23 protein-coding genes and 2 pseudogenes are annotated in these 26,306 nt (G+C 58.4%); 10 read left to right on the forward strand and 15 right to left on the reverse strand.

From position 1 onward, the window contains the following. Window positions 1–542: 542 nt before the first annotated feature. The gene (locus tag XH87_RS09250) at window positions 543–851 is read right to left on the reverse strand and encodes a type IV toxin-antitoxin system AbiEi family antitoxin domain-containing protein (protein WP_271587015.1); all 309 of its coding nucleotides are present in this window, start codon (window positions 849–851) and stop codon (window positions 543–545) included. A 564-nt stretch (window positions 852–1,415) separates the two neighbouring features. On the opposite strand from XH87_RS09250, the gene XH87_RS09255 reads away from it, so the two are divergent. Beyond that, window positions 1,416–2,246 (forward strand): polysaccharide deacetylase family protein, encoded by an 831-nt coding sequence (locus XH87_RS09255; protein ID WP_271587016.1) that lies wholly within the window; start codon window positions 1,416–1,418, stop codon window positions 2,244–2,246. Window positions 2,247–2,360: 114 nt separating this feature from the next. Here the strand turns inward: XH87_RS09255 and XH87_RS09260 are convergent, their stop codons facing one another. Next, window positions 2,361–4,832, reverse strand: coding sequence for a putative bifunctional diguanylate cyclase/phosphodiesterase (locus XH87_RS09260; protein ID WP_271587017.1), 2,472 nt, complete (start codon window positions 4,830–4,832; stop codon window positions 2,361–2,363). A gap of 450 nt (window positions 4,833–5,282) precedes the next feature. On the opposite strand from XH87_RS09260, the gene XH87_RS09265 reads away from it, so the two are divergent. Both XH87_RS09265 and XH87_RS09270 read left to right on the forward strand, forming a co-directional pair. Further along, a complete protein-coding gene (locus tag XH87_RS09265) occupies window positions 5,283–5,477 on the forward strand; it encodes a hypothetical protein (RefSeq protein ID WP_271587018.1) in 195 nt (64 codons plus the stop codon). A gap of 274 nt (window positions 5,478–5,751) precedes the next feature. After that, window positions 5,752–6,051, forward strand: coding sequence for a hypothetical protein (locus XH87_RS09270; RefSeq protein WP_271587019.1), 300 nt, complete (start codon window positions 5,752–5,754; stop codon window positions 6,049–6,051). A gap of 140 nt (window positions 6,052–6,191) precedes the next feature. Here the strand turns inward: XH87_RS09270 and XH87_RS09275 are convergent, their stop codons facing one another. Together XH87_RS09275 and folE are read right to left on the reverse strand one after the other, a co-directional pair. Then, window positions 6,192–6,668, reverse strand: a complete 477-nt coding sequence (locus XH87_RS09275; RefSeq protein ID WP_271587020.1) for a 6-pyruvoyl trahydropterin synthase family protein — start codon at window positions 6,666–6,668, stop codon at window positions 6,192–6,194. After that, window positions 6,665–7,381: a GTP cyclohydrolase I gene (gene folE / locus XH87_RS09280; RefSeq protein ID WP_271587021.1), complete on the reverse strand. Its 717-nt coding sequence runs from the start codon at window positions 7,379–7,381 to the stop codon at window positions 6,665–6,667. The genes XH87_RS09275 and folE overlap by 4 nt, the downstream gene beginning before the upstream one ends. A gap of 743 nt (window positions 7,382–8,124) precedes the next feature. Between folE and XH87_RS09285 the strand changes: the two genes are divergently transcribed. Both XH87_RS09285 and XH87_RS09290 read left to right on the forward strand, forming a co-directional pair. Further along, on the forward strand, window positions 8,125–8,316 hold the full coding sequence (locus XH87_RS09285) for an HNH endonuclease (protein WP_271587022.1): 192 nt from the start codon (window positions 8,125–8,127) through the stop codon (window positions 8,314–8,316). 269 nt (window positions 8,317–8,585) lie between these two features. After that, window positions 8,586–9,041, forward strand: a complete 456-nt coding sequence (locus tag XH87_RS09290; RefSeq protein WP_442868253.1) for a GNAT family N-acetyltransferase — start codon at window positions 8,586–8,588, stop codon at window positions 9,039–9,041. 445 nt (window positions 9,042–9,486) lie between these two features. Here the strand turns inward: XH87_RS09290 and XH87_RS09295 are convergent. Then, window positions 9,487–10,208, reverse strand: a pseudogene (locus tag XH87_RS09295) (IS701 family transposase); the annotation flags it as partial. Window positions 10,209–11,310: 1,102 nt separating this feature from the next. Between XH87_RS09295 and XH87_RS09300 the strand changes: the two are divergent. Beyond that, a complete protein-coding gene (locus XH87_RS09300; RefSeq protein WP_271587024.1) occupies window positions 11,311–12,636 on the forward strand; it encodes a DUF3422 family protein in 1,326 nt (441 codons plus the stop codon). A 1,308-nt stretch (window positions 12,637–13,944) separates the two neighbouring features. Here XH87_RS09300 and XH87_RS09305 read toward each other — a convergent pair. After that, on the reverse strand, window positions 13,945–15,015 hold the full coding sequence (locus tag XH87_RS09305) for an IS3 family transposase (protein ID WP_271587025.1): 1,071 nt from the start codon (window positions 15,013–15,015) through the stop codon (window positions 13,945–13,947). Continuing rightward, window positions 14,982–15,071 (reverse strand): annotated as a pseudogene (locus XH87_RS09310) (transposase); the annotation flags it as partial. The gene XH87_RS09305 and the pseudogene XH87_RS09310, both read right to left, overlap by 34 nt. A 399-nt stretch (window positions 15,072–15,470) precedes the next feature. Between XH87_RS09310 and XH87_RS09315 the strand changes: the two are divergent. Beyond that, window positions 15,471–15,722 (forward strand): DUF3768 domain-containing protein, encoded by a 252-nt coding sequence (locus XH87_RS09315; RefSeq protein ID WP_271587026.1) that lies wholly within the window; start codon window positions 15,471–15,473, stop codon window positions 15,720–15,722. Window positions 15,723–15,748: 26 nt separating this feature from the next. Here XH87_RS09315 and XH87_RS09320 read toward each other — a convergent pair whose 3' ends face one another. The 4 genes from XH87_RS09320 to XH87_RS09335 form a co-directional block, all read right to left on the reverse strand. Next, window positions 15,749–15,967 (reverse strand): helix-turn-helix domain-containing protein, encoded by a 219-nt coding sequence (locus XH87_RS09320; protein WP_271587027.1) that lies wholly within the window; start codon window positions 15,965–15,967, stop codon window positions 15,749–15,751. Between the two features lie 160 nt (window positions 15,968–16,127). Next, entirely contained in the window at window positions 16,128–16,448 is a 321-nt protein-coding gene (locus XH87_RS09325; protein WP_271587028.1) for a helix-turn-helix domain-containing protein, read from the reverse strand. Next, a complete protein-coding gene (locus tag XH87_RS09330) occupies window positions 16,445–16,819 on the reverse strand; it encodes a type II toxin-antitoxin system RelE/ParE family toxin (protein ID WP_271587029.1) in 375 nt (124 codons plus the stop codon). The genes XH87_RS09325 and XH87_RS09330 overlap by 4 nt, the downstream gene beginning before the upstream one ends. A 547-nt stretch (window positions 16,820–17,366) precedes the next feature. Further along, window positions 17,367–18,440, reverse strand: a complete 1,074-nt coding sequence (locus tag XH87_RS09335; protein ID WP_271587030.1) for a hypothetical protein — start codon at window positions 18,438–18,440, stop codon at window positions 17,367–17,369. 327 nt (window positions 18,441–18,767) lie between these two features. On the opposite strand from XH87_RS09335, the gene XH87_RS09340 reads away from it, so the two are divergent. The 3 genes from XH87_RS09340 to XH87_RS09350 all read left to right on the forward strand — a co-directional run bounded on the left by XH87_RS09340 (window position 18,768) and on the right by XH87_RS09350 (window position 20,874). Further along, window positions 18,768–19,019, forward strand: coding sequence for a hypothetical protein (locus XH87_RS09340; protein WP_271587031.1), 252 nt, complete (start codon window positions 18,768–18,770; stop codon window positions 19,017–19,019). Continuing rightward, window positions 19,016–19,876, forward strand: coding sequence for a Fic/DOC family protein (locus XH87_RS09345; RefSeq protein ID WP_271587032.1), 861 nt, complete (start codon window positions 19,016–19,018; stop codon window positions 19,874–19,876). Before XH87_RS09340 ends, XH87_RS09345 begins: the two co-directional genes overlap by 4 nt. A gap of 500 nt (window positions 19,877–20,376) precedes the next feature. Further along, window positions 20,377–20,874 (forward strand): hypothetical protein, encoded by a 498-nt coding sequence (locus XH87_RS09350; protein ID WP_271587033.1) that lies wholly within the window; start codon window positions 20,377–20,379, stop codon window positions 20,872–20,874. Between the two features lie 602 nt (window positions 20,875–21,476). On the opposite strand, the gene XH87_RS09355 is transcribed toward XH87_RS09350, so the two are convergent. The 4 genes from XH87_RS09355 to XH87_RS09370 form a co-directional block, all read right to left on the reverse strand. Further along, window positions 21,477–21,956, reverse strand: coding sequence for an Lrp/AsnC family transcriptional regulator (locus XH87_RS09355; RefSeq protein WP_271587103.1), 480 nt, complete (start codon window positions 21,954–21,956; stop codon window positions 21,477–21,479). Window positions 21,957–22,306: 350 nt separating this feature from the next. Further along, window positions 22,307–24,085 carry an FAD-dependent oxidoreductase gene (locus tag XH87_RS09360; RefSeq protein WP_271587034.1) on the reverse strand — a complete coding sequence of 593 codons (1,779 nt, stop codon included), beginning with the start codon at window positions 24,083–24,085 and terminating at the stop codon, window positions 22,307–22,309. A 28-nt stretch (window positions 24,086–24,113) separates the two neighbouring features. Next, complete coding sequence (locus tag XH87_RS09365) at window positions 24,114–24,944, reverse strand: phosphoenolpyruvate hydrolase family protein (RefSeq protein ID WP_271587035.1); 831 nt, start codon at window positions 24,942–24,944, stop codon at window positions 24,114–24,116. Then, complete coding sequence (locus tag XH87_RS09370; protein ID WP_271587036.1) at window positions 24,931–26,184, reverse strand: Tm-1-like ATP-binding domain-containing protein; 1,254 nt, start codon at window positions 26,182–26,184, stop codon at window positions 24,931–24,933. Before XH87_RS09370 ends, XH87_RS09365 begins: the two co-directional genes overlap by 14 nt. Between the last annotated feature and the right edge of the window lie 122 nt (window positions 26,185–26,306).

The raw sequence follows: 26,306 nt of genomic DNA on the forward strand, positions 1-26,306 counted from the left end.
CCTATTGTGACCGATTCGGACCTTTTTTTAGAGGGCAAAAAGCGGTTCCTGCCCTCCCCGTCCAACGTGCTGGGCCGGATCGGTATTCAGACGGCCTGGTTATCGGCGGAGCAACCGCAATCGCTTCCCATATGATAGGAACTACCGACCTTCAACGAGGGTTGCCCGCCTCCCACCCACGAAGATCTCCAGATCCCGGGAAAACAAGCAGACGAGATCGACACCGCGGCTCAGCGACAACGAAATTGCGCTGTTGTAAGCCGCGCCCCTGTTTGCCTCTGCCGCACTAGATGCTGTTGTCGCGACAATGCGGTAAGACCAGCCCGCGCACTTATAGGAGCTGGACTTCCTCGATCGGCCGAACGCAACCGCTCCATCGTGGGCGCTCTCGTTATCCGCCATCGCTTGCCGAACCCGGCTGCCAAAGTCCTCGCCAAAGACAAAGCCTCCACTCAGCATCGGAACGCGAAGCATCGAAACACAATCCGGCGGCTCTTCGCTTCCGGTGAAGAACACGACCAGCAAGGGTAGCGAGGAAGGCCTCAGAGAACGCCATCGAGATCCTCCGGCACAGTTATCTGATAGGCGGAATCGAACTTGCCGCCTATGGCAAGCATGCGCTTACTCTGCCAAGATCCATCTTGTCTTTCTCCAGGTACTTGAGCATGCTGATGCCGACCAGCAAAGAAGAAGAGCCTTTTAACCTCCACGCTATTGCAGTCCACCAAGAGCTTCTGCAAACGTTTGGGCCCCAGCCTGCCCATGCCTTCCATGAGTTTGTCGACCTGATGAAAGCTCTCATGGTCCGGCAACTCGGCTCCCCTGATAGTAATAGTGTAGACATCTGCCATAGCGGCACTGCTCGCACCTTGGGCCTAGCCAAAGAGAAGGACGGGACGTCCTTTTGCAGACGATCCGGGACGGTCGGGATTGAGTGCAATCGCGCTCTCCCGGCGTTTCTTTATTTGGCCTGGCGAGCAACTGGAGCCAGTCTTGTCCGACGTGTCCAGCTTCCACAAGGCGTGCCCTTCCAGTTCCTCTACAAGCTCGCCGCAACTTGGGTAGCGCTCCCGGCCCTCCTTGTCGAAGAGCGCGAGGTATCACGTTATCGAAGCGGATGCTAACCTCGCTGGATGCGGCCGCCGCGTCGATTGCGTTTCGTAGGAACCTGCCCGAGCGAGAATTGGGACCCTCACCCGCATCAACCGCGACACTTTTATGCCTGCGAGTAGCCGGTGAAAGTGGGTTTTCTGGCGGCGGTTCCTGCCGAGCGGCGCGGTTCGAACGGATAACGGACGTTCGACGACCTTTTTACGCACGACATAGCCTCGATGCGCCGAAATCCCGCGATGCCGATCAGATAGTCTGCTGGGCACCACGGGTCTCACCAACAATCAAGGTCGCACTAAAGCGCAATGACAGAGTTGCGCCTGCCCAGAATAGCTTTTGGCATCGGCTGCGCTGTGCTGGCGTTGCTCGCCGGTACTGCCGTGACAGACGCCTCTAGCTGCAATCGGCGGGATGCGCTCGGCACGGCGCGGGTGCTCACTGTAGATGCCGCACTCTTCCCGCGGGTGGGGCTGAAGAACTTTCCCGAGACGCTTCCTCTGGCGGACCATGAAGTCGTCCTCACCTTCGATGACGGACCGCGGACGCCCAACACGGATAAGGTGCTGGCTGCGCTCGCACAGGAATGCGCGCGAGCCACGTTCTTTCTGGTCGGCCGATCCTCGGCGGAATTTCCCGAGCTCGTGCGGCGTATGGCCGCCCAGGGCCACACCGTAGCGCACCACAGCTGGTCGCATCCGATGATGTCGAAAATCTCGTTCGAGCAGGCGAAAGAGGACATCGAGCGCGGTATCGCCGCCGTCGAAATGGCGCTCAACGGTGTGTCCACCAAAATGCCCTCGACACCGTTCTTCCGGTTCCCCTACTTCGACGCGACACCTGCGACGCTCGATCTCTTGCTGGCGCGCGGAATTGTCGTGTTCGGAGCTGACCTTTGGGCGAGCGATTGGGAGAACATAACTCCAGAGCAAGAGCTCACAATCCTGATCGAGCGGCTCGAGGCCGCTCGTAAGGGCATCATTCTGCTGCATGATGCGCAGACGCGGACGGCGGCCATGCTGCCCGCGTTCCTGCGCTACCTGCATCAGAACGGGTATCGGATCGTGCATCTGGTGCCGGCTGCCGCCAAGAGCGCTGAAGCCCCATTGACGTCTTGGCACCACGCCTTCCCGCAGTGAAGGCGCGCGAGAAGTGTCGGAGATCAACTCCTGGGGCTACGGACGACCGCGTGGCCTGATCGGGTTCGATTTGCGAAGCCTCAACGTGACGAGGCTGTTCATGCGCCACGGCGATCATGCCGCCCTGGACGCCCTTGCGCCAAAGCGAAACAAGAGCTGCCCCACTTCGGCGGCTGGCCTGGCGCCGCTGAACAAGAATCCTTGCACCTCGTTACAACCCTCGGCACGAAGCCAATCGAGCTGCTCCGTGGTCTCCACCCCTTCCGCTGTCGTCGTGATGTTGAGGCTCCGGCCGAGGCCCGAGATCGCCCGCACGATGGCCCCGCAATCGGAGCGTTTCGCCAGATCCTTCACAAAGGAGCGATCAATCTTGATCTTATCGAAGGGAAAGCTGCGCAAGTAGCTGAGGCTCGAATAGCCCGTTCCAAAGTCATCTAGCGATATGGAGACGCCGAGCTCGCGGAGCTGGTGTAGGATCGCAAGATTTGCCTCCGTCTCCGCCAGAAACACCGATTCGGTGATTTCAAGCTCGAGCCGCTTCGGGGCCAAGCCGGAATTCGCCAGCGCTGAAATCACCAATTGAACCAGATTGCGGCTACGGAATTGCACCGGCGACAGGTTGACCGCGACCCTGATCTGCGAAGGCCACTTTGCTGCCTCGTTACAGGCATAGCGCAGCACCCATTCTCCGAGGGGCACGATCAGCCCGATTTCCTCCGCAAGGGGAATAAACTCGGCCGGCGAGATCATGCCCTTGCCTGGGTGCGGCCAGCGCAGAAGCGCCTCAAAACCTGAGATCTTGTCGCTCGCGATGTCAATCAACGGCTGATAGTGCAGCTCGAACTCGCTGCTGGCAAAGGCGCGGCGCAAATCAAGCTCCATCTCGCGCCGCCGCTGCACCTGCTGATCCATCTCCCGCTCGAAAAAGCGATGCGTTCCGCGGCCATCCTCTTTGGCGCGATAGAGCGCCATATCGGCATTACGCATCAGCTCGGCGCTGCTGGTGCCGTCGCCTGGTGACAACGCGATGCCGACCGAGGCTCCGATAATGACTTGGTTGCCGTCAATCTCATAAGGCGCACTCAACGTCCTGATCAGGTCAGCCGCGAATTGGCTCACATGCGTCGGCGAGGTATCATCCGTGAGAATGATCGAAAATTCGTCGCCGCCGAGCCGTGCCGCCAGATTGTTGCCGGCCACCTTGGACCGCAGCCGGTCGGCCACTTGCTCGAGCAGGTGATCGCCGATGAGGTGGCCGAACGAATCGTTGACGTTCTTGAAGAGGTCGAGGTCGATACACAGCGCCGCGACGCGGTTGCCAGCTGCATTAGCCCTTTCGAGCGCGTCTGCGAGCCACCTCTGGTGGAGCGCGCGGTTTGCGAGGTTGGTCAACCCGTCGTGAAGTGCCATATGGGCGATGCGGGCCTCGGCCTTGCGCCGTTCGGTGATGTCGACCACCACAACCAGATAGCCCTCGCGTCCCTCGATCATGAGGCGCCGCCCAAAGGTCAGCACAGAAATCTCAGTGCCATCAGCCCTGACATGGCGCCAGGGATGTTCGGACTGAGAGATGTCGCCCGCTTCTCGCAGCGCCCGCGTATAGCTGACCCGCTCGTCGTCTGGCCAGATCTCCTGAACCTTCATTCGCAGGAAGGTCTCGCGAGCATAGCCATAGTGCTGCACTGCCGCGTCATTGACCCTCACGAAGTCCATTGTCTCGGCATCTAACGCCCACATCGGCATCGGATTACTGTCGAACAGCAACCTGAACGAGGCATCCCGGCGCTTGAACGACGTAACGTCGGAAATGACCACGGACACGATGTCTCCGAAGGCACTGAGGCGCAAGCGCAGGCTTTGATCACCGTATTCGATCTCGAACTGGTCACCGAAATCATCCGCGACCGCGGCGCCCAACCGCTCCATCACCTCTTTCGAACAAAGCAGATGGTCTGAATTGCCGAGGCGCTGCCACAACAGGCTGCCCTCTTCCACACCTAGGAGCCTTGCTGCTGCCTGATTGTGGTGCACGACTTGAAAATCAAATGGTCTGCCTGCGGGATCGCGAACGGTTGAGAGCGAGATAACGCCATCGTCGGTTTTGCAAAAGATTGCATCGATCAAATTGTATTCTGTAGCGCGCTCGTTGACATAGACGCCGACCAGCGTACCGCCCCAACGCGATAAGGTCGGCAGCGCCAGCACGTCGTAGGTCCGCACCATGCCGGCATGCACGCAATGAGCGGTTGCCAGATAGGGATGGTTGTTTGCAATCGCATTCGAGGCCGCCCCGGTGAGGGCTGTCGCGCAATCTGGACGCAACGCATCCAGCGGAATGTCCCAACGGGTGTCGTCCAACCAGTTCTGAGCATAGCGACCAGTGCGCGAAACGGCAAACGCGCCATTGTCACACCTGAGCAGCACAAGATGATCGGCAAGCCGCCCGAGGCTCCCCAGCAGCACATTTTCGTAGCGGGGAAGCGTTTCGCCGGGCTTGAGCGCAGCCTGCCACTTGCGCCGCAGGACCGGCATATCATTGAACAGCCTCGTATCTGATTCCGCGGATTGCTCGTTGGCAGCACTCATCACACGCCCCACTCACCTAAGCTTCCTGCCCGGGCGGCATCAAATCCAGCTTTGCTTAATTCGCTCTTAAAAGACGAGACGGTCGCGTTCGGCCCCTGCTGATCGATGCCGTTGCCCGAAACATCAGGCGCGACCGTCTTCAAGACTCATAACGCAGAAAATCCGCGGCGGTAGTGCATAATTCGACGAAAAGCGTTTGCCAGCGCCACTGTGACGGCGAGAATCTTCGAACGAATGATTTGACCGTCAGGTATTCTACGAAGGAGCGCCCGTCAGTTGGCGCGAAATTTTTTGTCGGATGTCCGATTTTTACGACTACCATTTGCCGACGGCGCAGGCGCCAGCAAATCCTCAATGTTAATTGTGCTTGAAGCACCGTCCCAGGGAGATGCGCGATAACTAAGCGCATGTTGAAGAAATGTGACGACTGCCAGCGCGAGGAGGCCACGCATGAAAAAGAGTGATGTGACGTGCTCGGAATGCGGTGCTGGTTTTCGCCGTCTTGAGCTTACGTCTGAACGTGGCATCCAAGAAAACTACCACTGCCCTGCTTGCGGCACACTGATCGAGGAGCTCGGAGCGGCCTACCTCGTGCTTTATCGCTTGACCGTACAGCCTTCCATTAAAGCAATCCGCAATCAATAATCCGTCGCGGTAGCCCGCTTGGCTAAGGAGCTTTAGTGGGTTCGCTCAATCTTGGTATCTGACGGCGAGATCAGCGCGTCCCTTCCTTGAAGCCAAAAACAGCATCCTTGCCGACCTTCAATGGTGGCGCCGTGACCGACTTGCTTGCCGGCTTTCCTGCAAATTGCATCGCCTCCCTCGTTAACGGATTTACGCCCATCCGCGCTTGGAATGATGCAAGACACTGAAGCTCCAGCCTGGCCGGCGCCGTGTCCGCCCCGAAGACCATCGCACTATGATCAGTCTGTTTGGCAGCGATGACCAGAGGGAGCGCTGGCTCAAGGCGAACAATGGCGCGCTGCTCGGTACCAGCGCCATGGGCCTCATTCTCAAGACCCCGATGCGAGCCATGCTGTCTCCGATGGCACCAACAGCTGTCTTGCCTTCTCGGGCGCTTTTGTTATCGCCACTTGCGACGCAGGTCCAAACGCCTTTGTCACAGGGACTGCTCGAGTGGGTTACGTCCTTCGGCCTAACAGGCCAAACGCTGGGCTACATCAGGGCAGGTGTTGGCGTCCTCGACCTTTGGCCGTGATCTCGGCTATCGACACTTGGCGTGCTGGATCTGCGATCCATGTGTGCTTGCTGTCGCACCGGGGGCAACCAACTGGACAGGCCTGTAGCCGCAGGAACACGGACGGCGTGCCGCTCTTGCAGGCTTCGCCCTGGATACTTTCAACGATCTCGTTGACCGGCAGCACGGCTCGTTGCGCGATAGATCGCGCTGTTCGCACCGTGCTCTTTGACTTCGACAGATGCAAGCCGGCAACGCGGAGCAAGTCGCTCTGTCAGCAGCCACTTGCTCGCGATGCCGTAGACGTGCTCGGCAAACTTTTCGCAGCCGACGGCAGGTAGCACAACGATATCCGCCACGCCGCGCCGCGCCGCTTCGTGGAACCATTCAAGCTCCGGATCGTCCGCAGCTACGACGGTCTTATGGTCAAACGTGTCTTCGAGGATCGCTTTCAGCTCTTTGAGGCCGCCAAAATCAACGACCCAATTCTTGTCGTCTAGGGTGTCGGCTTCGAACTCGAAGCGAAATGACAACGAGTAACCGTGCAGCAGACGACAGTGTGACAGCGCGCGCCACTGGCGAAATGTAGCGGATAGTCCGATTTCATGACCGTATGTCTTCGTCGATAGGTAGGTCACGGTTGATCCTTGATCAGTGCCATAAATTCGCTGCGCAATGTCCTTTCGTCGCGGAAAGCACCGCGCATGATGCTGGTTATCATGATGGTGTCAGTCTCACGAACACCACGCCAGATCATGCATTGGTGCTGCGCCCTAACGATGACGGCCAATCCCTTCGGCAGGATACGGCGTTCCAGTTCGTCCGCCAGCATAACTGCGGCCTCCTCCTGGATGTGCGGGCGCGACATGATCCAGTTGGCAAGGCGCACAAATTTGCTGATACCGATCACTTTTTCACCGGGCACAACGCCAACCCACATGCGGCCAGTCATGGGCACGAGGTGATGCGAGCACGTCGAGCGCACGGCAATGGGACCCAACGTGTAGAGTTCGTTCAGGCCGCTCGCGTTCGGGAAGTCGGTAACCTCGGGCGCGGGCTCAAAGCGCCCGGCAAAAACCTCGCGCACGTACATCCTGGCAACGCGCTTCGCGGTCGCTTTGGTGTTGTGGTCGCGGCTGGTGTCGATAACCAGGGCCTCAAGCACAGCCTGCACGTGCTGCTCGACCTCGGCTTGGATCACATCAATGTCACCAGGCAGCAGATATTCTGCGATATTGTCGTTTGCCGCAAACGACGCGCCGGCGTCGCGCAGGCGTTCACGAATTGCTTGCGTAGAGCTCATCAGAAATCCTGTGCCGGGAGCTTCGCTGTCAGTTTGCGTGAACGACACGATCTGCGGTCGTCGTGAAGAACGACGGAGGGACCCGCGATGGACAACGCTTCAATTGGTGAGGTGCCTTACCCGAGGCAGTGTTTGGTATCAATTTGCATACGATCGAGCATTTTCATCTCTCCTGCATCGTTGACCGAGAGACCACTATTGCCGAAACGGTCCTTTATCGTCTCCCTGCAATCAGCATGCCGCAAAAGTATCTGTGCGAGACTTGCTTGAGGAAGAGAAAATCAATGCACTGTGCGGCCAACCATTTGCGCCTTCTGTCGGGATTCAGACATACACGCCGACAAGAGCCAAAATGAATCTTCGTCACAGCGCCAGCGATCGCCGGAAATCGTCGTGCTTAGAGGCGCTGACCATACGGTTGATCTCGTCCGACCGCGCCCCGACTGCCTTGGCGATGTTGCGCCATGTGGCAGTGACTCTCGCGACTTCTTGTGCCGGCCTCCCTGGCCAGGACGCCTTTAGCCTAAAGAACGCGTCTCAAGTCGTCGTGAAATGCGCGAATAGGGAGTTATCGTCTCGACCCGATCGCTCTCGACGACCGAGAGGATCCTGTCATTGGCTGTCCTAACCCTAACCCAGCGGTCCTTCTGGCCGGGGGATCCATGCTACCATTTCAGAGAGCTGGTCTCCAAACATCGTGACTGGTAAAGGATTCAGCACCGAGCAAGGAGATGGCCAATATCTATAGACTGCGGTCACAGAGCGATTGAGCTCGGTTTTCGGGAGTCAAAATGCGTGGAGTGCATACACCTCTGAACGGTTTCCTTCTACGTACCGACATCCATCGGCTTTTTGACCTGGAATACGTGATTGTCTCATCGGATTGTCGGCTCAAGGTCAGCGGCCGCTTGAAGGACCGTTTCAACAATGAAGTTCGCGATGATCATGATCCTATCTTGGAGAGGCGAGCTTTAGCTTCGTGATGAAACCCTGCGACGTGAAAGCCATCGGTTGGATCGAAATTCAGTTGTGGACGCTGATTGACAGCCGAAATCGCGGGTCATCGGGCGTTTTCATACAACCAAGACCCACAGCAGAGATCAGCTGATTGGAAAGTGCTCCAATTGGCTCTGGTTCGAGGTGTTCGGGAATCTCAGCTAGCCTTGTCTCTGTCTAGCGGATCACAAATGTCACGCTGACGCTCATGGCGCAGAGTGATTCAATTCCGATGCGGAGCAGACAGGAAAGAAAGATGCCGGTCATATCCACACGCCGCGCTGAAGTCACAGATGCCGGAACCGTCGCCCGCTTCGTTTATGCTCTCCAAGTCGAGCTCTTGGGCCGGATGGCCCCGGAGATCGAAATCGTCACGCAAAGCGCGGCGGCAGTTCTTGCGGATGTCAGCGTCGTCGCGGTGATCGCCTGCGGAGACAACGAGCCGGTTGGCGTCATGGTTCTAAACGAATGCACTGCGATCTACGCGGGCGGCAAGTTCGGAGAAATCTCGGAGCTCTATGTTCGCCCCGACATGAGATCGCAGGGCATTGCGCCTCATCTGATCGCGGTCGCTCTGTCCGAAGGACGCGCGCGAGGATGGAAGCGGCTGGAGGTCGGAGCACCGTGGCAGCCGAAATGGAAGCGCACCCTCGACTTCTATCTGCGGAACGGCTTCGAGGAGGTCGGCCCCCGGCTTTGCCGCATGATATGAGCCGGTGGGGTCAACTTAGAATAGTCGCCCCTGGATGACCAAGAAGCTGAGCGGATCAATCATCCAAACGACTCCCGCGTCTGGAAGCTGCGCGCTAGCTTGGAACCCAATGTTCTTCGTTAGGGGCGGTTGATTGACCGGAACGAGTAATTGTCTGTGCGTTCTGACTTATGTTTTTTTTGTAGTGGGCGACCGGCACCGCTGTATTTGCCTCTAAGAACGACGATACTGTCTTGGTGTGTTCCGTCGGGGCCCTAACTAGCATTACAGTTGCAATTTTTGCCTGAGATGGGCTTTGCGCGCGTCGGCTTGATAAGCCCTGCGCCAGGACGACCATGCGAGGACGTAGGCGTGCAAGATGCGCCGCTGGGCAAGCTTCATGGCGATGCGGCGGATTTCCTGGATCGACAAGCGGATCAAGAACGATGCTCGGTCGAGACCGCGGTCGCGTTTTTTTGAGCGATGGTCCAGTGTTGGCTCGATGACGGATGACGGCCATCATGGCGAAGGCCAGCATGACGAGTGAGACATGGCGATGCCAGCCATGCCAGGAGCGGCTTTCGTTGTGGTCAAGGCCGAGCTCGTTCTTGGCGGTTTCGAAGCTGTCCTCGATAGCCCAGCGATGGCCTTCCACCGACACCAGCTTCTGCATGGACGTGCCCTTGGGGCACCATGTGGAGAAGGCCAAGCTGGCGTCAGTAACGTTGCGACGGATAAGAAGACCCCGCGTCCATTCTCCGGCAAGGTCGTCGTTGTATTCACCAGCGTCGAGATCGGCCAACTCAAGATAGGCCAGTCGTGCCAGCGCGGACCTTTGGTCCCTTCGCCGGACGCCGAGCGGTGCCAGGCCTTCTTGGGAAGGCCCTGCGCGATCGCGGAGGCGGTGCCGGCGACAGGCTGTCGCTTGCCCCAGGAACGGAACACCTGATTGGAAGCACCCCCCAGAACATAGCCTTTTCCCGCCTTGCGCAGCAGGGTTTCGATCTCACCTGTGCCATACACGCTGTCCGCCGCCACGAACGAGGACGGCACCTTTGCGGGGATCGCGCGAGCGACCATTCGACGCGCGATCTTGGGCTTCATCGCAAAGCCCACATCGCTCGGGACATATGCGGCTTGCAGGCGAGCGGGATCGTCCGTCCATTCCTTTGGCAGATAGAGTGCCCGGACTTGTTGTTGCCGGTCGTCTTGAAGGTGCCGATGGTGGCCATGGTAGTTCTCCTTGATCTCTGTTTTCCGAGCCCGCACCTTGCGGCCTCGATGATGATCGACAGGCCGGAGGCGATCGACGGCGCACCCCGCATGGGCTCGACAGCAAAGGAGTAACTTTCTTGTTTCGCGAGGAATGACGGCGCAGCCGGCAGGGGATGAAAGTTGTGACGCCGCTGTTGCGCCATAGGCGATCGAGGTTTCTTAGCCGGCCTTCGGCCAGATCCATCCATCGAAGAGGTCGTTTGTGCGCTCGATTCGAAACAGAGCTGACATCAACGAGAACGTGGCGATCCTCGCGTCCCGCAAAGACCGGCGAGCGAATTCAACGGAAACCGGATCTCGGCCGCGAGGCTACGACGGATCAAAACTTCCGCGACCGCACTCGAGCAATACGCCCGCCAAGTCGAGTCGGCCGTACTTGTGATCCGCCGCTATTCGGTCGATCGCTCACGACATTCGCCACGTTTCTGCCTCACTGAGGTCGAGCCGCGGCGCTTGCACTGCCCTGAATGTCACCTCAAAAGATGATGACGGCGTGCGCTCCGGCTGCGTGATCACGTCAACCTCACGCGACGTGACGTTATCAGCCATCGGCCAAGCCTTGCCCGGCTGGTCCAGGCGCGGTCAGTCGCCGGCCTCTGCATGGACAAATCCGTCCACAGCATGGCGTCTCAGATAATGTAGCCGCCTGGCGAGCGATCACCGTGCGAACCAGGCAATTTCCTGTGGCCTGCGCCACGTATGCATCCTGTCAGAATACAAGCGCGCTTCATGTCTGAAACCCGCCTCCAACTGTCTTCGAAAGCCACATTGCGCCAAAGGACGCGAGCGTGCCCCTTCTACAGTGCTGGCCCAAATCCTGCAGCGCCTCTCCGCGTCAGGGCGGCGGCAGCAAGATGGGAGTCGTGTTTGGGCCTCGATCTGTCAATCGACAATGTGGTTGTCGCACCGGAGGTCGCCTGTCTGCACCCCGCTGGGGGAACGGAAGACGCTCCTGCTCGCCACGGCCTCGCGCGGCTGACGATTGCTTGCTCATCCTGAAGAGAGGCGTCAATACATGGTCGATGAATTGGATCTGCGAACCTTCACGCCACATCCGCAACGCGACGCCGTGCTCGGCGAAGTGCACGCGCGCCCTTTCACGCGCCTTGTTTCGCCATTCAGCGTGATCCACTTGGCTTTTCTTGCGCAGGGTGAGGCGGCCACAAGCGATCGCTGCCGTTTTATCGATTTTTGCCTCGAGCGCAATCTTCCGCCACCTGAGCAATCGGCGAAACTTCATCAAATTGTCATCGGGCCCGCTACGCTACGCTGGGAGCAGCATTCGGAATTCACAACATTCACCTGGATCTGGAGTAACACAAATGGTTCTGCCGCAGACCGATTTGACAAAGTTGATGGTACCGTCCGATCGCTGATCCGCGCGTTGCGTCAGACCGGACAGTTGCTGGTCGCGATTAGGCTAGAAGTGGAGCAGGACGCCTCGCCGACCAGGCGCGCCGAACAGGTTTTTGACAAGGACAGCCTGGCCATGGTTGCCACAAAGAGCGGCGCAGGCGTTGCCGCCTCAGACTTCCGCGTAGACGAAAAAGGCTTTACGAAAATCCTCGTCTGCGACCTCGGATTGACGTCGCACGATCTCGGAGCGCTGGTGCAACGGCTCCTGGAGATCGAGACCTACCGTCCACTGGCGCTGCTTGGCCTGTCGGCGGCCCTTGAGCTTGCACCTTCCGTTGATCGCATCGACCGCCGTCTTGTTGAGGCGCTCGAAAAAATGCAAAGCGGTGAGGGGCTGCAGTTCAACAACCATCTGCTTGCCGAGCTGACGGCGCTGGCTGCCTCCTTCGAAAAAGGCGCGACCGGCAGCCTGTTTCGCTTCGGCGCCAGCAGGGCCTACAACGAGCTGGTCCAATCGCGACTGTCCATCATTGAAGGCAACGATGTCTCGGGTTATCCAACCTGGTCGTCGTTTCTGGCGCGCCGCATGGCGCCCGCAATGCGAACCTGCGCGACCGTAGAGGATCGTCAGGCGGCTCTGTCGGTCAAGCTCGCGCGTGCCGCCGATCTGTTGCGAACCCGTGTCGACGTCGAAATCGAACGACAACATCGTGACCTGTTGCAGGCTATCAACGAGCGCGCGAAACAGCAACTTCGGCTGCAGTGCACGGTCGAAGGATTATCGGTCGGGGCGATAGGATATTATGTGGTCAGCTTGTTTAGCTATCTTGCCAAGGGCGCGCATGACGTCGGACTGCGAGTAGAGCCCTCGTTCCTGACCGCAGCCTTCGTGCCGATCGCAGTCGGCGTGATCTGGCTGGTGAGTTACAATGTCCGAAAGCGACACCTCAAGCACGACGACGCGCCCTCGGTTGCTTGCGACTGAAGCTCCTTAAGGGAATCAGTGCGTTCGTCCTGCGATGCTCGCATTGTCGTGGTGCGACGCTGCCGCAAGATCGCGGCCGGCTCCTGCGCAACGTAATGTCCCGCCCGGACCAGCCGGGCGAGGCGTTGTGGATCGGTCAGTCGGCGCTACGATGGTTGCGGCGGGACCAGATCAGGCTGAAGTCCTCATCTTCGTCGGCGAAGAGGTTGGGGAAGATGTAGCGGCGCTCAGCGGGTTCGAGAGTCTGCGATCATGTCGCGCTCGGAGCTGGCCCTTGCTTTCTTGATCGGCGGAACATCTTGCGGTGGGTCTGACCTGTACGGATTCGCTTCGCTGGTCGTCTGATAGTCACCCAGATTCCCGCCCAAAAACAAGACCTCAGTCTCCTGAGACGGTATTCCCCTCACCCAATCTAGCAACTCCTTATCTCTGAGAGCACGCCCGCGCTCTAGAATACCTTTGATTTTCTCGGTTGCAGTCGTATCAGACGCCGTATGATAAGTTCTGTGGGTGACAATTTTACGCGAGAAAACTATTTGCGTAATTTCGAGACGCGTTCGCCACTTATCTCGCATCAGATCATTTGATGAATGGGGACGCCCGCCTAGCCGTCGTCAGCAAGTCCGTCGCCGCGCTCTTAGCAGGCATTGTCCGAATCCTCCCCACTGACGGCCGTATTTAGCTCACCCGCGTGGGAAGGGCCCCCCGGTAGGACACTATTCGAGATGTCCGAAGGCGGCGACGGGTGCGAAGAGCTAAATCGTGAGGAGAAGCCGATCCGGACCGACTTCCGTTCCGAGGTTGGCCGGTGCGACCGCTGCGAGTCATGGCCCCGTCAGGTTCTCGAAAGCTTGTCCACAGTAGGAGACCTGCTCAGGTGATCTTGAACGAGGGGCGAACGTGGACCCGCAAGACTTTAATGTACCAGCTTCATCGCAGGTGCAGCAGGCCGTCTCGGAAGAGCCCCAGACCGGGCAAGACGCCTTTGAGCAGCACTTGGCAGAGGCAAGCCAAGCTGCTCCCGAGCCCAGCAGGCACCCTAAGGGCTATTCCTATCTGTCTACAGATGACTGGAACCTTATCAACAGCGCAACTGCTCAATATGCGGCTCAGAAAACTCGGGCGCTTCGTCAACTATGGCATCCGTCGGATGTACTGCGACATCCGAAAAGCGATACACCGTCCGATGACGTGGCCTTCTGGCGTCATTGGCCTTCATATCAGAACCCGGTTAGTCGGCTCGGATCCAGAATCGCGTCCGCTGGCTAAGGTGCTTGCATCAAACAGGAGTGACCTTGCCCCCAAGTTTTATCCAGTTCTGAGTTCGCCCCGGTCGTTGGATTTGCCCGGTTGGGCGGTGGGAGCGACGGGAGCTGGCGCGGAGCCTTCGGCATAGCGCAGCGCCAGATCCCGGCGCGGGTGGCAGGTGAAGGCGAACTCGGACGGCGTCTTCCATCCGAGCCGCGAGTGTGGTCGTGCGTCGTTGTAATCGGCGCGCCAGCATCCGAGCGCGACGCGGGCCTGGGCCAGCGACGTGAACAGCGTCTCGTTCAGCAATTCATCGCGCAGCCGGCCGTTGAAGCTCTCGATGAAGGCATTCTGCATGGGCTTGCCCGGCGCGATGTAGTGCCAGTCGACACGGCTCTGGTCGGCCCAGCTGAGGATGGCGTTGCTGGTGAACTCGCTGCCGTTGTCGCTGACCACCATCTTCGGCTTGCCGCGCTTCATCACCAGCCGGTCCAGCTCCCGCGCCACGCGGGTGCCGGAGAGCGAGGTGTCGGCCACCAGCGCCAGGCACTCGCGGGTGCAATCATCGACGACGGTGAGGATGCGGAAACGGCGGCCATCGGTGAGCTGATCCGACACGAAGTCGAGCGACCAGCGGTCGTTCGGCGCCATCGCCACCGTCATCGGCGCCCGGGTCCCGATCGCCCGCTTGCGGCCGCCACGGCGACGCACCGCAAGCCTCTCTTCCCGGTAGAGCCGGAACAGCTTCTTGTGGTTGATCACGTAGCCCTCCCGCTTGAGCAGAACGTGCAGGCGCCGATAGCCGAAGCGACGGCGCTCCTGGGCGATCGCCCTCATGCGCTGGCGAAGGCCGGCATCATCCGCGCGGGTCGTCTGGTATCTCATGGTCATGCGGCAGCAGCCGATGGCTTTACACGCCCGCCGTTCGCTCATCCCGTGGGCATCCACGAGATGCGCGACAGCTTTCCGCTTGGCCGCGGACGTCACCACTTCTTTCCCAAGAGGTCCTTCAAGGCCGCGTTGTCCAGCATGGCGTCGGCCAGCAGCCGTTTCAGCCGCGTGTTCTCGTCCTCCAGCGTCTTCAGCCGCTTGGCCTCCGAGACCTCCATCCCACCGAACTTGGCTTTCCATTTGTAGATGCTGGCGTCGCTGACGCCATGCTTGCGGCACAGATCGGCGACCGACACGCCGGCCTCATGCTCCTTCAAAATCCCGATGATCTGTTCTTCCGAAAAGCGGCTGCGCTTCAGGCTCTGGTCCTTGTCGTGGGCCAGAGCGAACTTCAAACTGGATTAAGCCCGTGGGGCAAGGTCAGGAGGTCTTCGACGGGTATCCGAAGCAACTGACGTTCATTCGGCAGATCAATACTGTTGCACTTGTGAACCCCGGCCCCGCCTAAAAACGCAACAACGGCTCGGACCGAGGCCCGAGCCGTTCTTTCTGGACGCCCTGCCATCTTCGCCGGGCAATCAAGCTCAAACTCACATCCCAGCATTCACAGGAGACACAACCATGTCTACGGACACGGATCGCATTCGCATGCTCAACGACCAGCTTCGAAAGCATCTAACGGGTGCAAAGCGGTTATGACGCCAGGCATCGCAGCCCTCGGTTCCGAAGCGGTTCAACGGTTGGAGCAGACACTCGCGATCTTCGACGACTTCTGCATCGCAAGACCCGCATGGAGAACACGACTTTGGATATTCGAATTCGAAGGCGCATCAATCCTCTTCAAAATCGACTACTACGATGCAAATTTCGAATTCAGCTCGCCCGACCCATCCGACCCGGCCGTTACCCAGCGAGTGATTACCCTGATGCTAGCTGAAGAATACTAGGCAGCCGTCGGGTTGACGTACCAACGCTAGTCAGAAAGAAGCTTGGTAATCGGCACGCAGAGCGCTTCGGCGATACGAGCCATGACTAACAGGCTGGGGTTTCGCTTGCCTCGCTCTATCCCACCTACATAGGTCAAGTCGATTTCGGCCTCGAAAGCTAACTTCTCCTGCGTCATCCGTTCGCTGCTGACGGATTTTGCCCCCAACACTGCGCGCCAGTCCTGCATTGCAGGATCGAGCACCATCGGGCATATAGTCTCTAGCTAGGGACTATAGTCCTTATTCATCAACCTGTACGGGCGCGCCATACCGAAAGCACAGAAAGGATCGAAAAATGTCCAGCGCCGAACGCCCTAACCGTATTTGAGCGTCCCGAAGTTCGTCAATATCCATCCATTTCCGCTCTTAGGCAGCAGCTCGTGAGGATGCACGACGAACAGGCTTGTGGCGGATAACCACGTCCACCCGATAGTTAAGCCGGTCTAGGCATCGAACGATTCTGTCGATTGAGAACTTACCTACACGACCGGTAACCAAGGCAGACACATCGGGCTGCTTGAGACCAAGCAGCTCTGCAGCCTTTATTTGAGTAAGCTTGCGACGTTTGATGATCGCACGAAGCTCACGGATAAGTTTGGCCTTGAGGAGTTCCTCTTCGGGATTGGTAAAGCCAAGGTCAGCGAAAATGTTATCGCTGCCTACGGTTGCTTTAGTAGCCTTGCTCATTTCTTGCCTCCTTTTCCATAGTTCTGTTGGTAATGGGCCTCGGCTGCTTTCAACCGGGTCTGAATTACCGCGATGTCGTGCTTCGGAGTTTCGATCCCCTTCTTTGACTTCTTTTGGAAGGCATGAAGGACATAGATGACACCCGCGAAGCGTACGGTGTAGACGGCGCGGAACGTATCGCCATCTTCATCGTCGACGACCTCCAGCACACTCCGGCCGCCAAAGCCCTTTAAAGCCTTGGCACGAGGATGCTCGTCACCGTTTTGAGCATCGTTGATCGCGAATCCCATGACGCGGCGAACCTCGTCCGGGAAAGCCCGTAAATCGTCTTTTGACGATCCGATCCAAACTACGGGCTTCTGTGTGGTCATTTGCCACTATCTTATAGCACTATTGCTATAATTTTTCAAGGGCTTCCTGACAGGCCTACAAATGGCGGATTTCCAGCACTGTCGCTCGACGACTCCTGTAGCAGCCGCCCCTCAATGTCGTTAGGCGTACTTTTGATGGCCTCGATCTTTGGTTGAAGATAAGGTGATCGCCGCTATTGGAGACTAACGAGATGCTGGAAGACAAGAAATTTGATATCGAGCATGTGTTGCACTTGTACGCCGACAGTTTCTCACTCTTTCCTGCCCGTGCCATCTATGACCAAGAGCCGCCTGTTTGGCGTTGAGCGAAACGTTCTTGAGTCCGGCGAGGTACCGCACCATCGCAGCGACATCGGCGGAACGGGCCGCATCGGGCAGCGGTGCGCGATATTCGCCGAGATCGGAAAAGTCAGACGTCATGGAAATCAGCAGGCCGGCGATAGTGCCGAACCCTTCCGCCTATTCTCGCCTTGGCGCCGCTAAGGATGGCTTAATGCTGCTAAAGGGCTGATTTTCTTGAATAGGTAGATGGCAAGAGAAGGCATCATCACGTCGCTTGGCGCGAGAGCCGGTCGATGAGTTCTTGGGGCAGCCCGGCATAGGCTTGCGCGCGTTCCTGTGACGTTAGCCCCTCGGGAGCGAACTGCCGCAAGTCGATGCCACGATGGTTTATTTCCTCGATGGCATCGCCGAAATCTCTCACATAGCCCAAATGCTCCTCCATCGAAGGCATCGTCCAGCTGCCGTTGGAGAGTAAGGCATTGAAGCCGACACAACGTTGGAAGTGAACCATCAGCTGTCGGTCCGTCAGCGGGCGCAGGTAGGGATTGCGCCGATACGCGAGCTTCCAGGCTTCATGGCGGGGCATCTGGGGCGGGACATCGACAACGCTCTCAAATCCGTCAGGACGGCCTGAGACGGCGGCACTGCCGGTTCTGAATTCCGACCAGCGTTGCATGACGCACTCAATCACGCCCATCTTCCAGCGCTGCTCGATGGCAGGGGCGCACACAATCTGCGCGATCGCGAAGGCGATACGGCCGTCGGGGAGTTTTTGGGCATGCTTTTCCGAGATGTAGAGCACCGCATCGATATCGGGAAACCTCACGTCTCCGGGGGATGGCTGCCGTAATTTCTGCTGAACGGCGTAGATGACGACGTCCGGACTGAATTCATCAATTTGGGAGTTGAGAAGCAGGCAGATCGAGACCGAGTTCTTACGGGGGGTGCGCTTGCGATAATCCTCGAACTGGTCATTGGCCTTGCCGAGATGTGTCTCGAGCGTTCGCGCAAGCTTGCTGATAATCGCCGACGCGATTTCTCTGCCGTTGCTGAATTGGTTGAGGTCGAGCCGTCTCTTTCCGTAGTAGAAGGGCACCTCATCCGCGGGCACCCGACTTTTGTAGGTCTCATTGATCCTTTCATTCTGGTCGGTTTCGAGATGCTTCATCTCGATCAGCACCAGGTCACGATAGCAGGCAAAGTCCGGAAACTTTCCGAGCTTGGCCTCTTCGTCCTTACGATCGTCCAAGGACCGCCCGTGAAGATGATGGACGACAAAATGCGCGAAAGCGGCGGGCAGATCGGGCGGACCGCCGGTTCGTTCGATATGAATGGACATGCGGGCGAACCTATAAGAGTCGCTTGTCGTCCCAAAGCCCCGGGAAACGTGCACGAGCTAGCTTGTTGCCAGCTGGGGGGCCAAGTATGGGCGGCTGAAACTTGGCGCCGGCGCGAATCCCCTTCGTGCGGCGCGCATCAAATCGGGGAACCAGGCGTGCGTACGTCCCTGGATATTCTGGCCGGGAAGACCAGGCCAGGACGGCTGCAAGATTTCCTCAAAGAGGCTTGATTCCAAGTCTTTTCAAAGGCTTATTTTGCTTGCAAGGGCGCAAGTTAATGGATTTTCAGCCCTTGGCATATTATATTGAGCGTGAGGAGTGAGCTGATGTCTGTCGCACGTTCCAACCGCCCGCATTTCACGGCCCGAGTGATCCGGGGGCTGGCGAGCGCCAATAATGTGGCAGTTGTTGTGTCATCAAACGATATGTTTGCTCAACATGTCACCCGGCTCTCGGGCGATGACGTCACGTTTGACGATGTCGAAAATACCATCGTGGCGTTGCAGCGGGCGGGCATCCTGAGCCGCGTCCAGGCCGTGCGCCTGCAGGCGCGCTATCTGCGCGAAAATCGCCCGTGACGTTCGAACCGTTCGGGGATTTTGCGACACGCGGCTATTTGCGCAACGTCGCCAAGGCCAAAGATCCGGAAATCGTTCAGCGCCTCCTGCATAACTCTTTCCTGACCGGTATCGATGCAGCGTTGGCGCATCTCAAGGCGCAGAAATCTCTAAGCTACGCCGACGTTCTTCAAACGCACAAAATGCTCTTCGAGGCGGTGTTCCCGTGGGCCGGAGAGGATCGCCACACAAACGCGTCCCAAATCTTTGTGAAGAAGGGCTCCGTTATCTTCGCCCATCCCAACGATATTCGCAAAGCGATCGATTACGCGCTTGAGAAGGGACAGGACAAGGCGTTCATGGCGGAGAAGCTGGGCGAAGTCATGGGCTACCTCGCCTATGGTCATCCGTTCCTTGACGGCAACGGCCGTACGCTCATGCTGATCCATGCGGAGCTTGCGCGCCGTGCGGGCTTCGGTATCGATTGGGCCGCCACGGATAAGGATCAATACCTCGTCGCCCTGACGCAGGAGCTCGAAGGACCGGGCAAAGGCAAGCTCAACGCTTACCTGAAGCCGTTCATCCGAAAGGGCTCGGAGATGAAGGAGGTCGGGGACGCCATCAAGGCCGCGCCGGGTCTTGACGGCAGCAACGCGGATGCGGTCGCGGGCGAGACAAGCGACCCAGCGCTCAAGGCACAGTACGAAGCGCCAGGGCGAAAAGGGCTCCGCACAGAAGGATTGAGGTGTTCTAAGACGTACTGTGAGAGTCGTTCCGGAGACCACGATGTTCGGCGTCAGCAAACAGAACCCACGATCGTGTCCTGGCCCTTAAGTGGCTCTCCGCGCGCCAAGCCGCCAAGCTTCGCGGTTACTTGACGAGCGACGTCAGCCATTTCTGAAGCTGTTGTCCGTTCATCAATTCAAGGCGATACGGAACGGAACGGGCAAGACCTTTGTCAGTGAGCACCTTGGGCGCAAAGTCGGAAGTCGGCGTGATAATCCCTTTCGTCGCGCCTTGGTCGGCGCTCGCTCGCAGGGGCAGAAAGCAGACTTTGGAAAGGTGCGCCGGGCTCCGCCTGGAAGCGTGATTGATAGTCCTTGGAATGCGGTGCCAACGCGACCGGATTGGGCACTCCCGATGCGGGAGATCATGCTTCATTCGGCCTGCGAGCTCCAGGATGCGCTGAGCGCGCTAGACCGCGAGGTGCCTCATGAGTTGTTCAACGCGCGAAACTGGAAGATCGCGGTCACGCTGAATCCAAAATCGGAATCGGATATCGTTCCCGGAGCCGGTCTAACGCGGAAGGTACCCGCAACGGCGACCACGCGCTATTCGAACTGGGTCGTGGGGGGGCGGTAACGGCGTTACCCTCGATATGAGGGGAAATCGTACAGGGACCGTCGATTTCAATTTCGATTCTGAAAAGCTCATTCTCGATAGCGCCCTGGCCTGTGAGCGAGAAACGATCTCGTATCATGCACTCACGAAGAATCTTGCGATCAAAGATTGGCTTTATCGTTCGGTCCAGGCCACTGCGGTGGCGGGGTCTACCATAGACAATCCAAAGTTCACAGCCCAAGTCGTGGTTAAGTTCAATGGCGCCACCAGCTACACCTACACGTTTCCGCCGGGGACCGACCTTGTCACCCTTGGAGGATATTACCAGCTCGATGAGACATTGAGCATCGTCTTCACGAAAAAGCCGGCCGTCGTGGCAAAGTACGATCTCGTGACATTGCCGGCAGGCGGGGACGGCTTCAAACGAAATCAGGCGCGTCACGTAACGACCGCGATTTCGATTCTCGAAGACCAACAGGTCTCTCTCCAGAAAATTCGCCAGCAATTGCAGAATATCAGGGCGGTTGGCCAATAAGGGGCCTCGCGGCTTCGCTTCAGACTACCCTCTTGATCTTGTACTTCGTTGGGCCCCCCCGGTGGACCCTAAAGGCATCCCCAAAGCGGAGTTGGAAACCAAAATAAACTGGACGCTCCAAAGCACGAGTCAAATAGAAACGCGCAGCCCGGAGGCATGCCGGGCATTGGCAATCAGCTCATCGAAAGAATGGACAAGGTCAACACCATGACTGTGCGCGCGTATTGTCTGTGCGCAGACGGCTCAGGCACGATTTGCAAGGGCACGGAGGAAATGTCCAGGGGACGCTATGCCGAGGACAAGAGTCTAAGTCTTCGCAAGAGCGAGAGCGCTACGGTAGAGGTCCTTTCGCCAACGGCGGGGCACGCCGAAGAACTGATGCGAGGCTGAAGTGAATCTGCCCCGGAAAGGTAGAGAGCACGTATCTTCTCAGACTCGGCGCTTGCCGGACCGACGGTTGCCACGATCTTGGCGTGACGCGAGCGACGCAACGTATCCCCCATCTGAAAGAATGTGATCGATCTAGCGCAAAGTCCAAAGCCGCCCCTTACGGACAGCGTTCGACGGCAGTTGAGCAAGCCGATGTCCTCCTCGGCAGTCGCTTAACACCATGCGATGGACGCTATTGGCAAAGTGAATCCTGCTTTGAACCGATCCATGACAATCATTGTTTCAATGCGCTTTATGTCTGAACTTTCGCCTGTAAGACGCCTGGCAAACCGCTCGTAATCTTCCATATCGTTTACGGTAACTAGCAAGACGACGTCGGCCAGACCTGTAACGTAGAATGCGCTCATCACTTCAGGCATCTTGCGAATTTGCCGCTTTAGGCGATCGATGGTATCGGCACGCGCGCGCTCTAAGGAAATGAGAACCACTGCCGTCACATTCCGCCCAATTGCTTTTGGAGAAATGATGGAAACGTCGGCCTCTATGACCCCCTTGGATCGAAGGCGCTTCAGCCGACGTTGAACTCCGGATGCGGATAGGCCTACCTTCCCTCCAAGTTGTTCACTACAGAGGCGATTGTCTCGTTGGACGAGATCAAGAAGACGAAAATCGATCTTGTCGAGTTGCGTCACTGCCTCGCGACCGGCGGATTGCGATCGCGTCGGGGAAGCAGACGCCTGTGCGGCTTGTCCTGACATTTTCGATTCGTCAGTAAGCGGCCTAGCTGTTGAACGATCGACTTCTCCCGTTGTCATGTGCCTTGGAACACCTATGGGAGCTCAGCTCGTTGCGATACATCGAAGACAGTTGGTGCGGCGATCTCCCCCTCCGCCGGGCTCACCACGCTCAAACCCGGCCGCCATCTCGAGAATGTCGCGGGCCGGGACCCACGTCCACTGAAAGCTGCCGATGACCCCAGTTCTATCGATGCGCGCCCGGACCCGAACACATATCGGTCGCCACACACGAGTGTGGTAGACAGTCAAGCTCCGGAAGCGATAGCTTTTTGCTCCTGATCAGCGGAAAGCACTATTGCGTTGACGGTGCGATATGCGAATACGATGGCGGGACCGATTGTTATGCCTGCCCCGGGATAAATTCCGCGCATCGGCGAAGTCATGTCGTTGCCGCAAGCGTAAAGACCCTGGATTGCGTTGCCTTGTGCATCCAGGACGCTTCCGTAACTGTCGGTCGCCAATCCGGTCGCCGTGCCAAGCGTGGCCGGAACGATCGGCAACGCGACGAATGGCCCGTCCTTGATTGGTCCAAGATTTGGGTTTTTTCCCACACTCGGATCGCCGAGCGTTCGATTGAAAGCCGATTCCCCACGCTTAAAGAGGGGGTCCCGTCCTTGGGCAGCGTGCGCGTTGTGTTCCTCGATCGTCTTTTGAAGCACAGCTGGATCTAGCCCCAGCTGCTTTGCGAGCTCCGAAATCGTTTCACCTGCCTTGATGTAGCCAAGGCGGACATATTTACCGATGCTCAACGTCCAGGGCCATGGCAGCAGGTGTCCCATGCCCCTCGATCGCACAAACTGGTGATCGCAGATGAAGTAGAAACGCTTATCTGCTGGATAGCCGTTTTCAAACATTGCCAGGCAAATATCGTGGTACGAATTCGATTCGTTGACGAAGCGTCTGGCATTTGGACCGACAGCAATGACCCCAGGACGGCCGCGGTCGAGCCAGCCGTATGGCACAACCTGCGAGCCGCTGCCGCGTTTCAGGATCGAAACCGGGGTCCAGAAGCCGGCCGATGCGACATCTTTGTCGATGGCGGCCCCGAGCGTGGTTGCAAGCGCAATGCCGTCACCGTTAACATCGGCGTGGGCCAACGTAAGATCATGCTGGTATGCACCGCTGAGGTCCGTTCTCAACTGCGCGTTCCGGGCAAAGCCGCCAGTTGCGAGAACAACACCACGTGATGCGCGCACGCGGATGTCAGCGTTGATCAGCTTGACAACGGCACCCGTGACGCGCCCGCCTTCCTTCGTGAGTTCGAGCGCTGGAGAAGATGGCCAGATTTCTACGCCGTACTCGCGCAGGCTCACCAGCAGCCGCGCGATCAAGGCATTCCCGCCGCTGAGCTCGGTACCACGCCTGAAGCTGAGCCGATCCCGCGCATAGCGGCTCAAGCGAGATAAGACGTGCTTGAACGATGCAACAGATTGGAGCGGGTTGAGAAAGCTTCTCACCTCACTCGATGAGATCATCATGCCCCCGAGCACAACCCGAATGGGATCACCAATCAAATCAAAGTCCTTGCCTAGAAGCCGCCCATCATAGGGGGCGGGGCTCAGTGCCCGTCCCCTATCAATGCCGCCGAGTTGGCTCGAGTGATAATCGGGCGTAGTGGCCAAGGCAAACTTGACACTCGTGCCGTTCTCGAGCGCGGTTAGCGCCGCCGGGCCGTCTTCAAGATAAGCATCAATGAATTGCGCACGATAATGAACGCCGAGTTCTTGCTGCAGGTATGTCCGCGCATTGGCGATGCTGTCATCGATGTTAGCCGCGCGCGCCTGAGCAGAACAAGGAACCCAGATCATGCCATTCGACAGGGCCGTCGTTCCGCCAAGTCGCGGAGATTTCTCGCATACAATGACGCGCAGTCCGGCCCTTGCCGCATAGAGCGCCGCCGACAGTCCAGCCGCGCCGCTGCCGATCACGAGGACATCTGTCTCCCAGTCCTGATCCGGCCTCGTCCCTCCTTGGGAGGCGAAAGCGATCGTGTCCGGTCTAGCTCGGTCATTTGGTATGTTCATGCGGCCTCGCTGCATGTTGCAGTGAACATCAATGAGTTTGCGGAAGCGGGACAGCTTTGAATTCCGCCGCCGCTGTTTTCACTGCCCGCTCAATTGGAATTCTTTCGATTGAGGATGCGCCAACAAAGCCGACACACTCGGTCCTCCGATAGACCTCGATCGTATCTTCAGGCTCGGCAATTGCCCCGCCGTGGCAAAGCGAGAGGACGTCCGACCGGACGGTTCGCGCCGCCGCGTTGATCTCATTGATGCGCCGGACCGCTTCCTTTATGGATTGCCCGTCCTCATGACCGACCAGGCCGCCGCGCGTGGCGCCGACATGTGGGACGATGCAGTCGGCCCCTGCACTTGCCATCGCTTTGGCGTCTTGAGGGCTTGCGACATAGGCGAGCGAAAAGATATTCTTCTTGCGCGCGAGAGTGATCAGCTCGACCTCACGTTCAAAGCCGAGGCCGACGCGGCCGCGGCGGTCACGCCAGTTGTCCCCCATGGTGGAGATCGTCGGATAGTTGATGACGCCGGAGAACCCAGCAGCCCAGAACTTGTCCAAGAGAGCATCGAGGTCGAGCCGGAGAGGATCCCAAGCCTCGATACCGCCAACCACCGGCACGGAAGACACCACATTACGAATTTCCGCCGCAAGCTCCAGCGTGCGTGCGTTGGAATCGCCAATCCGGCTCGTGGGAAGCCCCATCAGACGCGACAGGCCGGTCGAGTAGACCACCAGCATGTCGGCACCTCCAAGAACGGCACATTTAGCGACCAGGCCGCAGCTACTTCCTGCCGCGAGAATTGCCTTTCGCTCCGCCACCTGTCGTTCGATCCTGGAAAGAATTTCGGTTCGCTCAAACATCCGCATGGGATGAACCTTCTTGCGCGAGTTGTTCCAGGATCCATGCCGCGGCAGCGTCGGCGAACTCGCCATCGTTAATGTGACAGTTCAGGGCGCGGACCATGACGTGCGCGGAGAGATGTTCCTTGACCGCATCCAGCCAAGCCTTGTCGGCGTCGGGATCGTAGAAGATGCCGCCTTGGCGGTCGTAATCGGATACGCCTTTTGCCGGCCAAAGGACCATTGTGGGTCCTTTTGCTCGCGATAGCCGTTCTGCGGTGAGCCGGCCAATGCTCGCGTTCTCAGACGCAGTTGTGCGCATGAGCGTCGTGTAAGGCGTATGGGCGTAGAACTGGCGACCGCGAAACTGATCAGGAACGCTCGATGGCAGGCCAAAATTGACCATATCGACCGCACCGGGCGCGATCACTTGCGGAATCTTTTGCCGCGACGCGGCCTTGAGCCGATCCGGACCGGCGCTTGCGGTGCCTCCAACGATTTCGTCTGCGAGCTCCGTGGTGGTCAAATCAATGACCGCGTCGAATTCACCAGCCGCGATCAACTGCTCCATTTTGCGGCCGCCCGCCCCGTTAGCCGGAAAGACGATCGCGTCTACGCCGGCGTCGGCAAGCCGCGCTGCGCACCGGTTCGCTGCCGGCGTGGTCACGCCGAAGGCAGTGATCGCAACGATCTTCTTGTCTCGCCCAAGCTTGACGGGAGCATAGTGCGTGGCCGCAATGGCCCGCCCCGCGTTCTTGAGCACCCTTGTGGTAAAGACATTGATGCCGAAGAGATCGACCAGCGTCGGATAGAGGATGATGTCGCTGTGAGTGGCCAATTCGGCGAGTAGCGCAGGCCTTGCGCTGCTCACCAAAAGTTTCGGAAAGCCATAAGGCAGCTCGGACACAACCTCGCCGAAAACCGCGCTCCCCCTGCCACCCGCCACCCCGACAATCGCGCTGATTGTTCCTGATCGCAGGAGGTCACCAACCTTACTACGCGTCCTTTCAGCAATCCGCTCCAAGAGTTCGGTAGGGGTCTTTGCATCGGCTTGTTTGTCGCCGTCGTCCCTCTTAGTGCCGACGTCGATCAGGATGGTCTTGCGGCCGCACGTCTCGATAATGTTGGCAAGGTAAGACGCCTCACGGCCCTTGGTATCCAGCGTGGCCACGATCGCGACCGCGTCTGTAGTTGCGGATCCAGTCGCCAGTTCGGACAGGTTACCATCCCGGGCCGACCTGTGGTCGTCCGTACAATGGTGAGACACGATCTTCCTCCCAGAACCATTCCTAACAACAGGTGGTCTAGACCCGGCTCTGACCGGGTATAAGATCGGTGAGGCGTCCAAATGGGTAACATTGGGTAGAAGCGGTGAGAGCGAGAGTTCCC

The sequence above is a fragment of the Bradyrhizobium sp. CCBAU 53415 genome, from assembly GCF_028128735.1.
GTDB lineage: Bacteria > Pseudomonadota > Alphaproteobacteria > Rhizobiales > Xanthobacteraceae > Bradyrhizobium.

Bases quoted from the DNA above. Each gene is read 5' to 3' on its own strand.
- XH87_RS09250 (WP_271587015.1), bottom strand. From the start codon at position 851: ATGGCAGATGTCTACACTATTACTATCAGGGGAGCCGAGTTGCCGGAC.
- XH87_RS09255 (WP_271587016.1), top strand. From the start codon at position 1,416: ATGACAGAGTTGCGCCTGCCCAGAATAGCTTTTGGCATCGGCTGCGCT.
- XH87_RS09260 (WP_271587017.1), bottom strand. From the start codon at position 4,832: ATGAGTGCTGCCAACGAGCAATCCGCGGAATCAGATACGAGGCTGTTC.
- XH87_RS09265 (WP_271587018.1), top strand. From the start codon at position 5,283: ATGAAAAAGAGTGATGTGACGTGCTCGGAATGCGGTGCTGGTTTTCGC.
- XH87_RS09270 (WP_271587019.1), top strand. From the start codon at position 5,752: ATGATCAGTCTGTTTGGCAGCGATGACCAGAGGGAGCGCTGGCTCAAG.
- XH87_RS09285 (WP_271587022.1), top strand. From the start codon at position 8,125: ATGCGTGGAGTGCATACACCTCTGAACGGTTTCCTTCTACGTACCGAC.
- XH87_RS09290 (WP_442868253.1), top strand. From the start codon at position 8,586: ATGCCGGTCATATCCACACGCCGCGCTGAAGTCACAGATGCCGGAACC.
- XH87_RS09300 (WP_271587024.1), top strand. From the start codon at position 11,311: ATGGTCGATGAATTGGATCTGCGAACCTTCACGCCACATCCGCAACGC.
- XH87_RS09305 (WP_271587025.1), bottom strand. From the start codon at position 15,015: ATGGAAAGCCAAGTTCGGTGGGATGGAGGTCTCGGAGGCCAAGCGGCT.
- XH87_RS09315 (WP_271587026.1), top strand. From the start codon at position 15,471: ATGACGCCAGGCATCGCAGCCCTCGGTTCCGAAGCGGTTCAACGGTTG.
- XH87_RS09320 (WP_271587027.1), bottom strand. From the start codon at position 15,967: ATGGTGCTCGATCCTGCAATGCAGGACTGGCGCGCAGTGTTGGGGGCA.
- XH87_RS09325 (WP_271587028.1), bottom strand. From the start codon at position 16,448: ATGAGCAAGGCTACTAAAGCAACCGTAGGCAGCGATAACATTTTCGCT.
- XH87_RS09330 (WP_271587029.1), bottom strand. From the start codon at position 16,819: ATGACCACACAGAAGCCCGTAGTTTGGATCGGATCGTCAAAAGACGAT.
- XH87_RS09335 (WP_271587030.1), bottom strand. From the start codon at position 18,440: ATGTCCATTCATATCGAACGAACCGGCGGTCCGCCCGATCTGCCCGCC.
- XH87_RS09340 (WP_271587031.1), top strand. From the start codon at position 18,768: ATGTCTGTCGCACGTTCCAACCGCCCGCATTTCACGGCCCGAGTGATC.
- XH87_RS09350 (WP_271587033.1), top strand. From the start codon at position 20,377: ATGAGGGGAAATCGTACAGGGACCGTCGATTTCAATTTCGATTCTGAA.
- XH87_RS09360 (WP_271587034.1), bottom strand. From the start codon at position 24,085: ATGAACATACCAAATGACCGAGCTAGACCGGACACGATCGCTTTCGCC.
- XH87_RS09365 (WP_271587035.1), bottom strand. From the start codon at position 24,944: ATGCGGATGTTTGAGCGAACCGAAATTCTTTCCAGGATCGAACGACAG.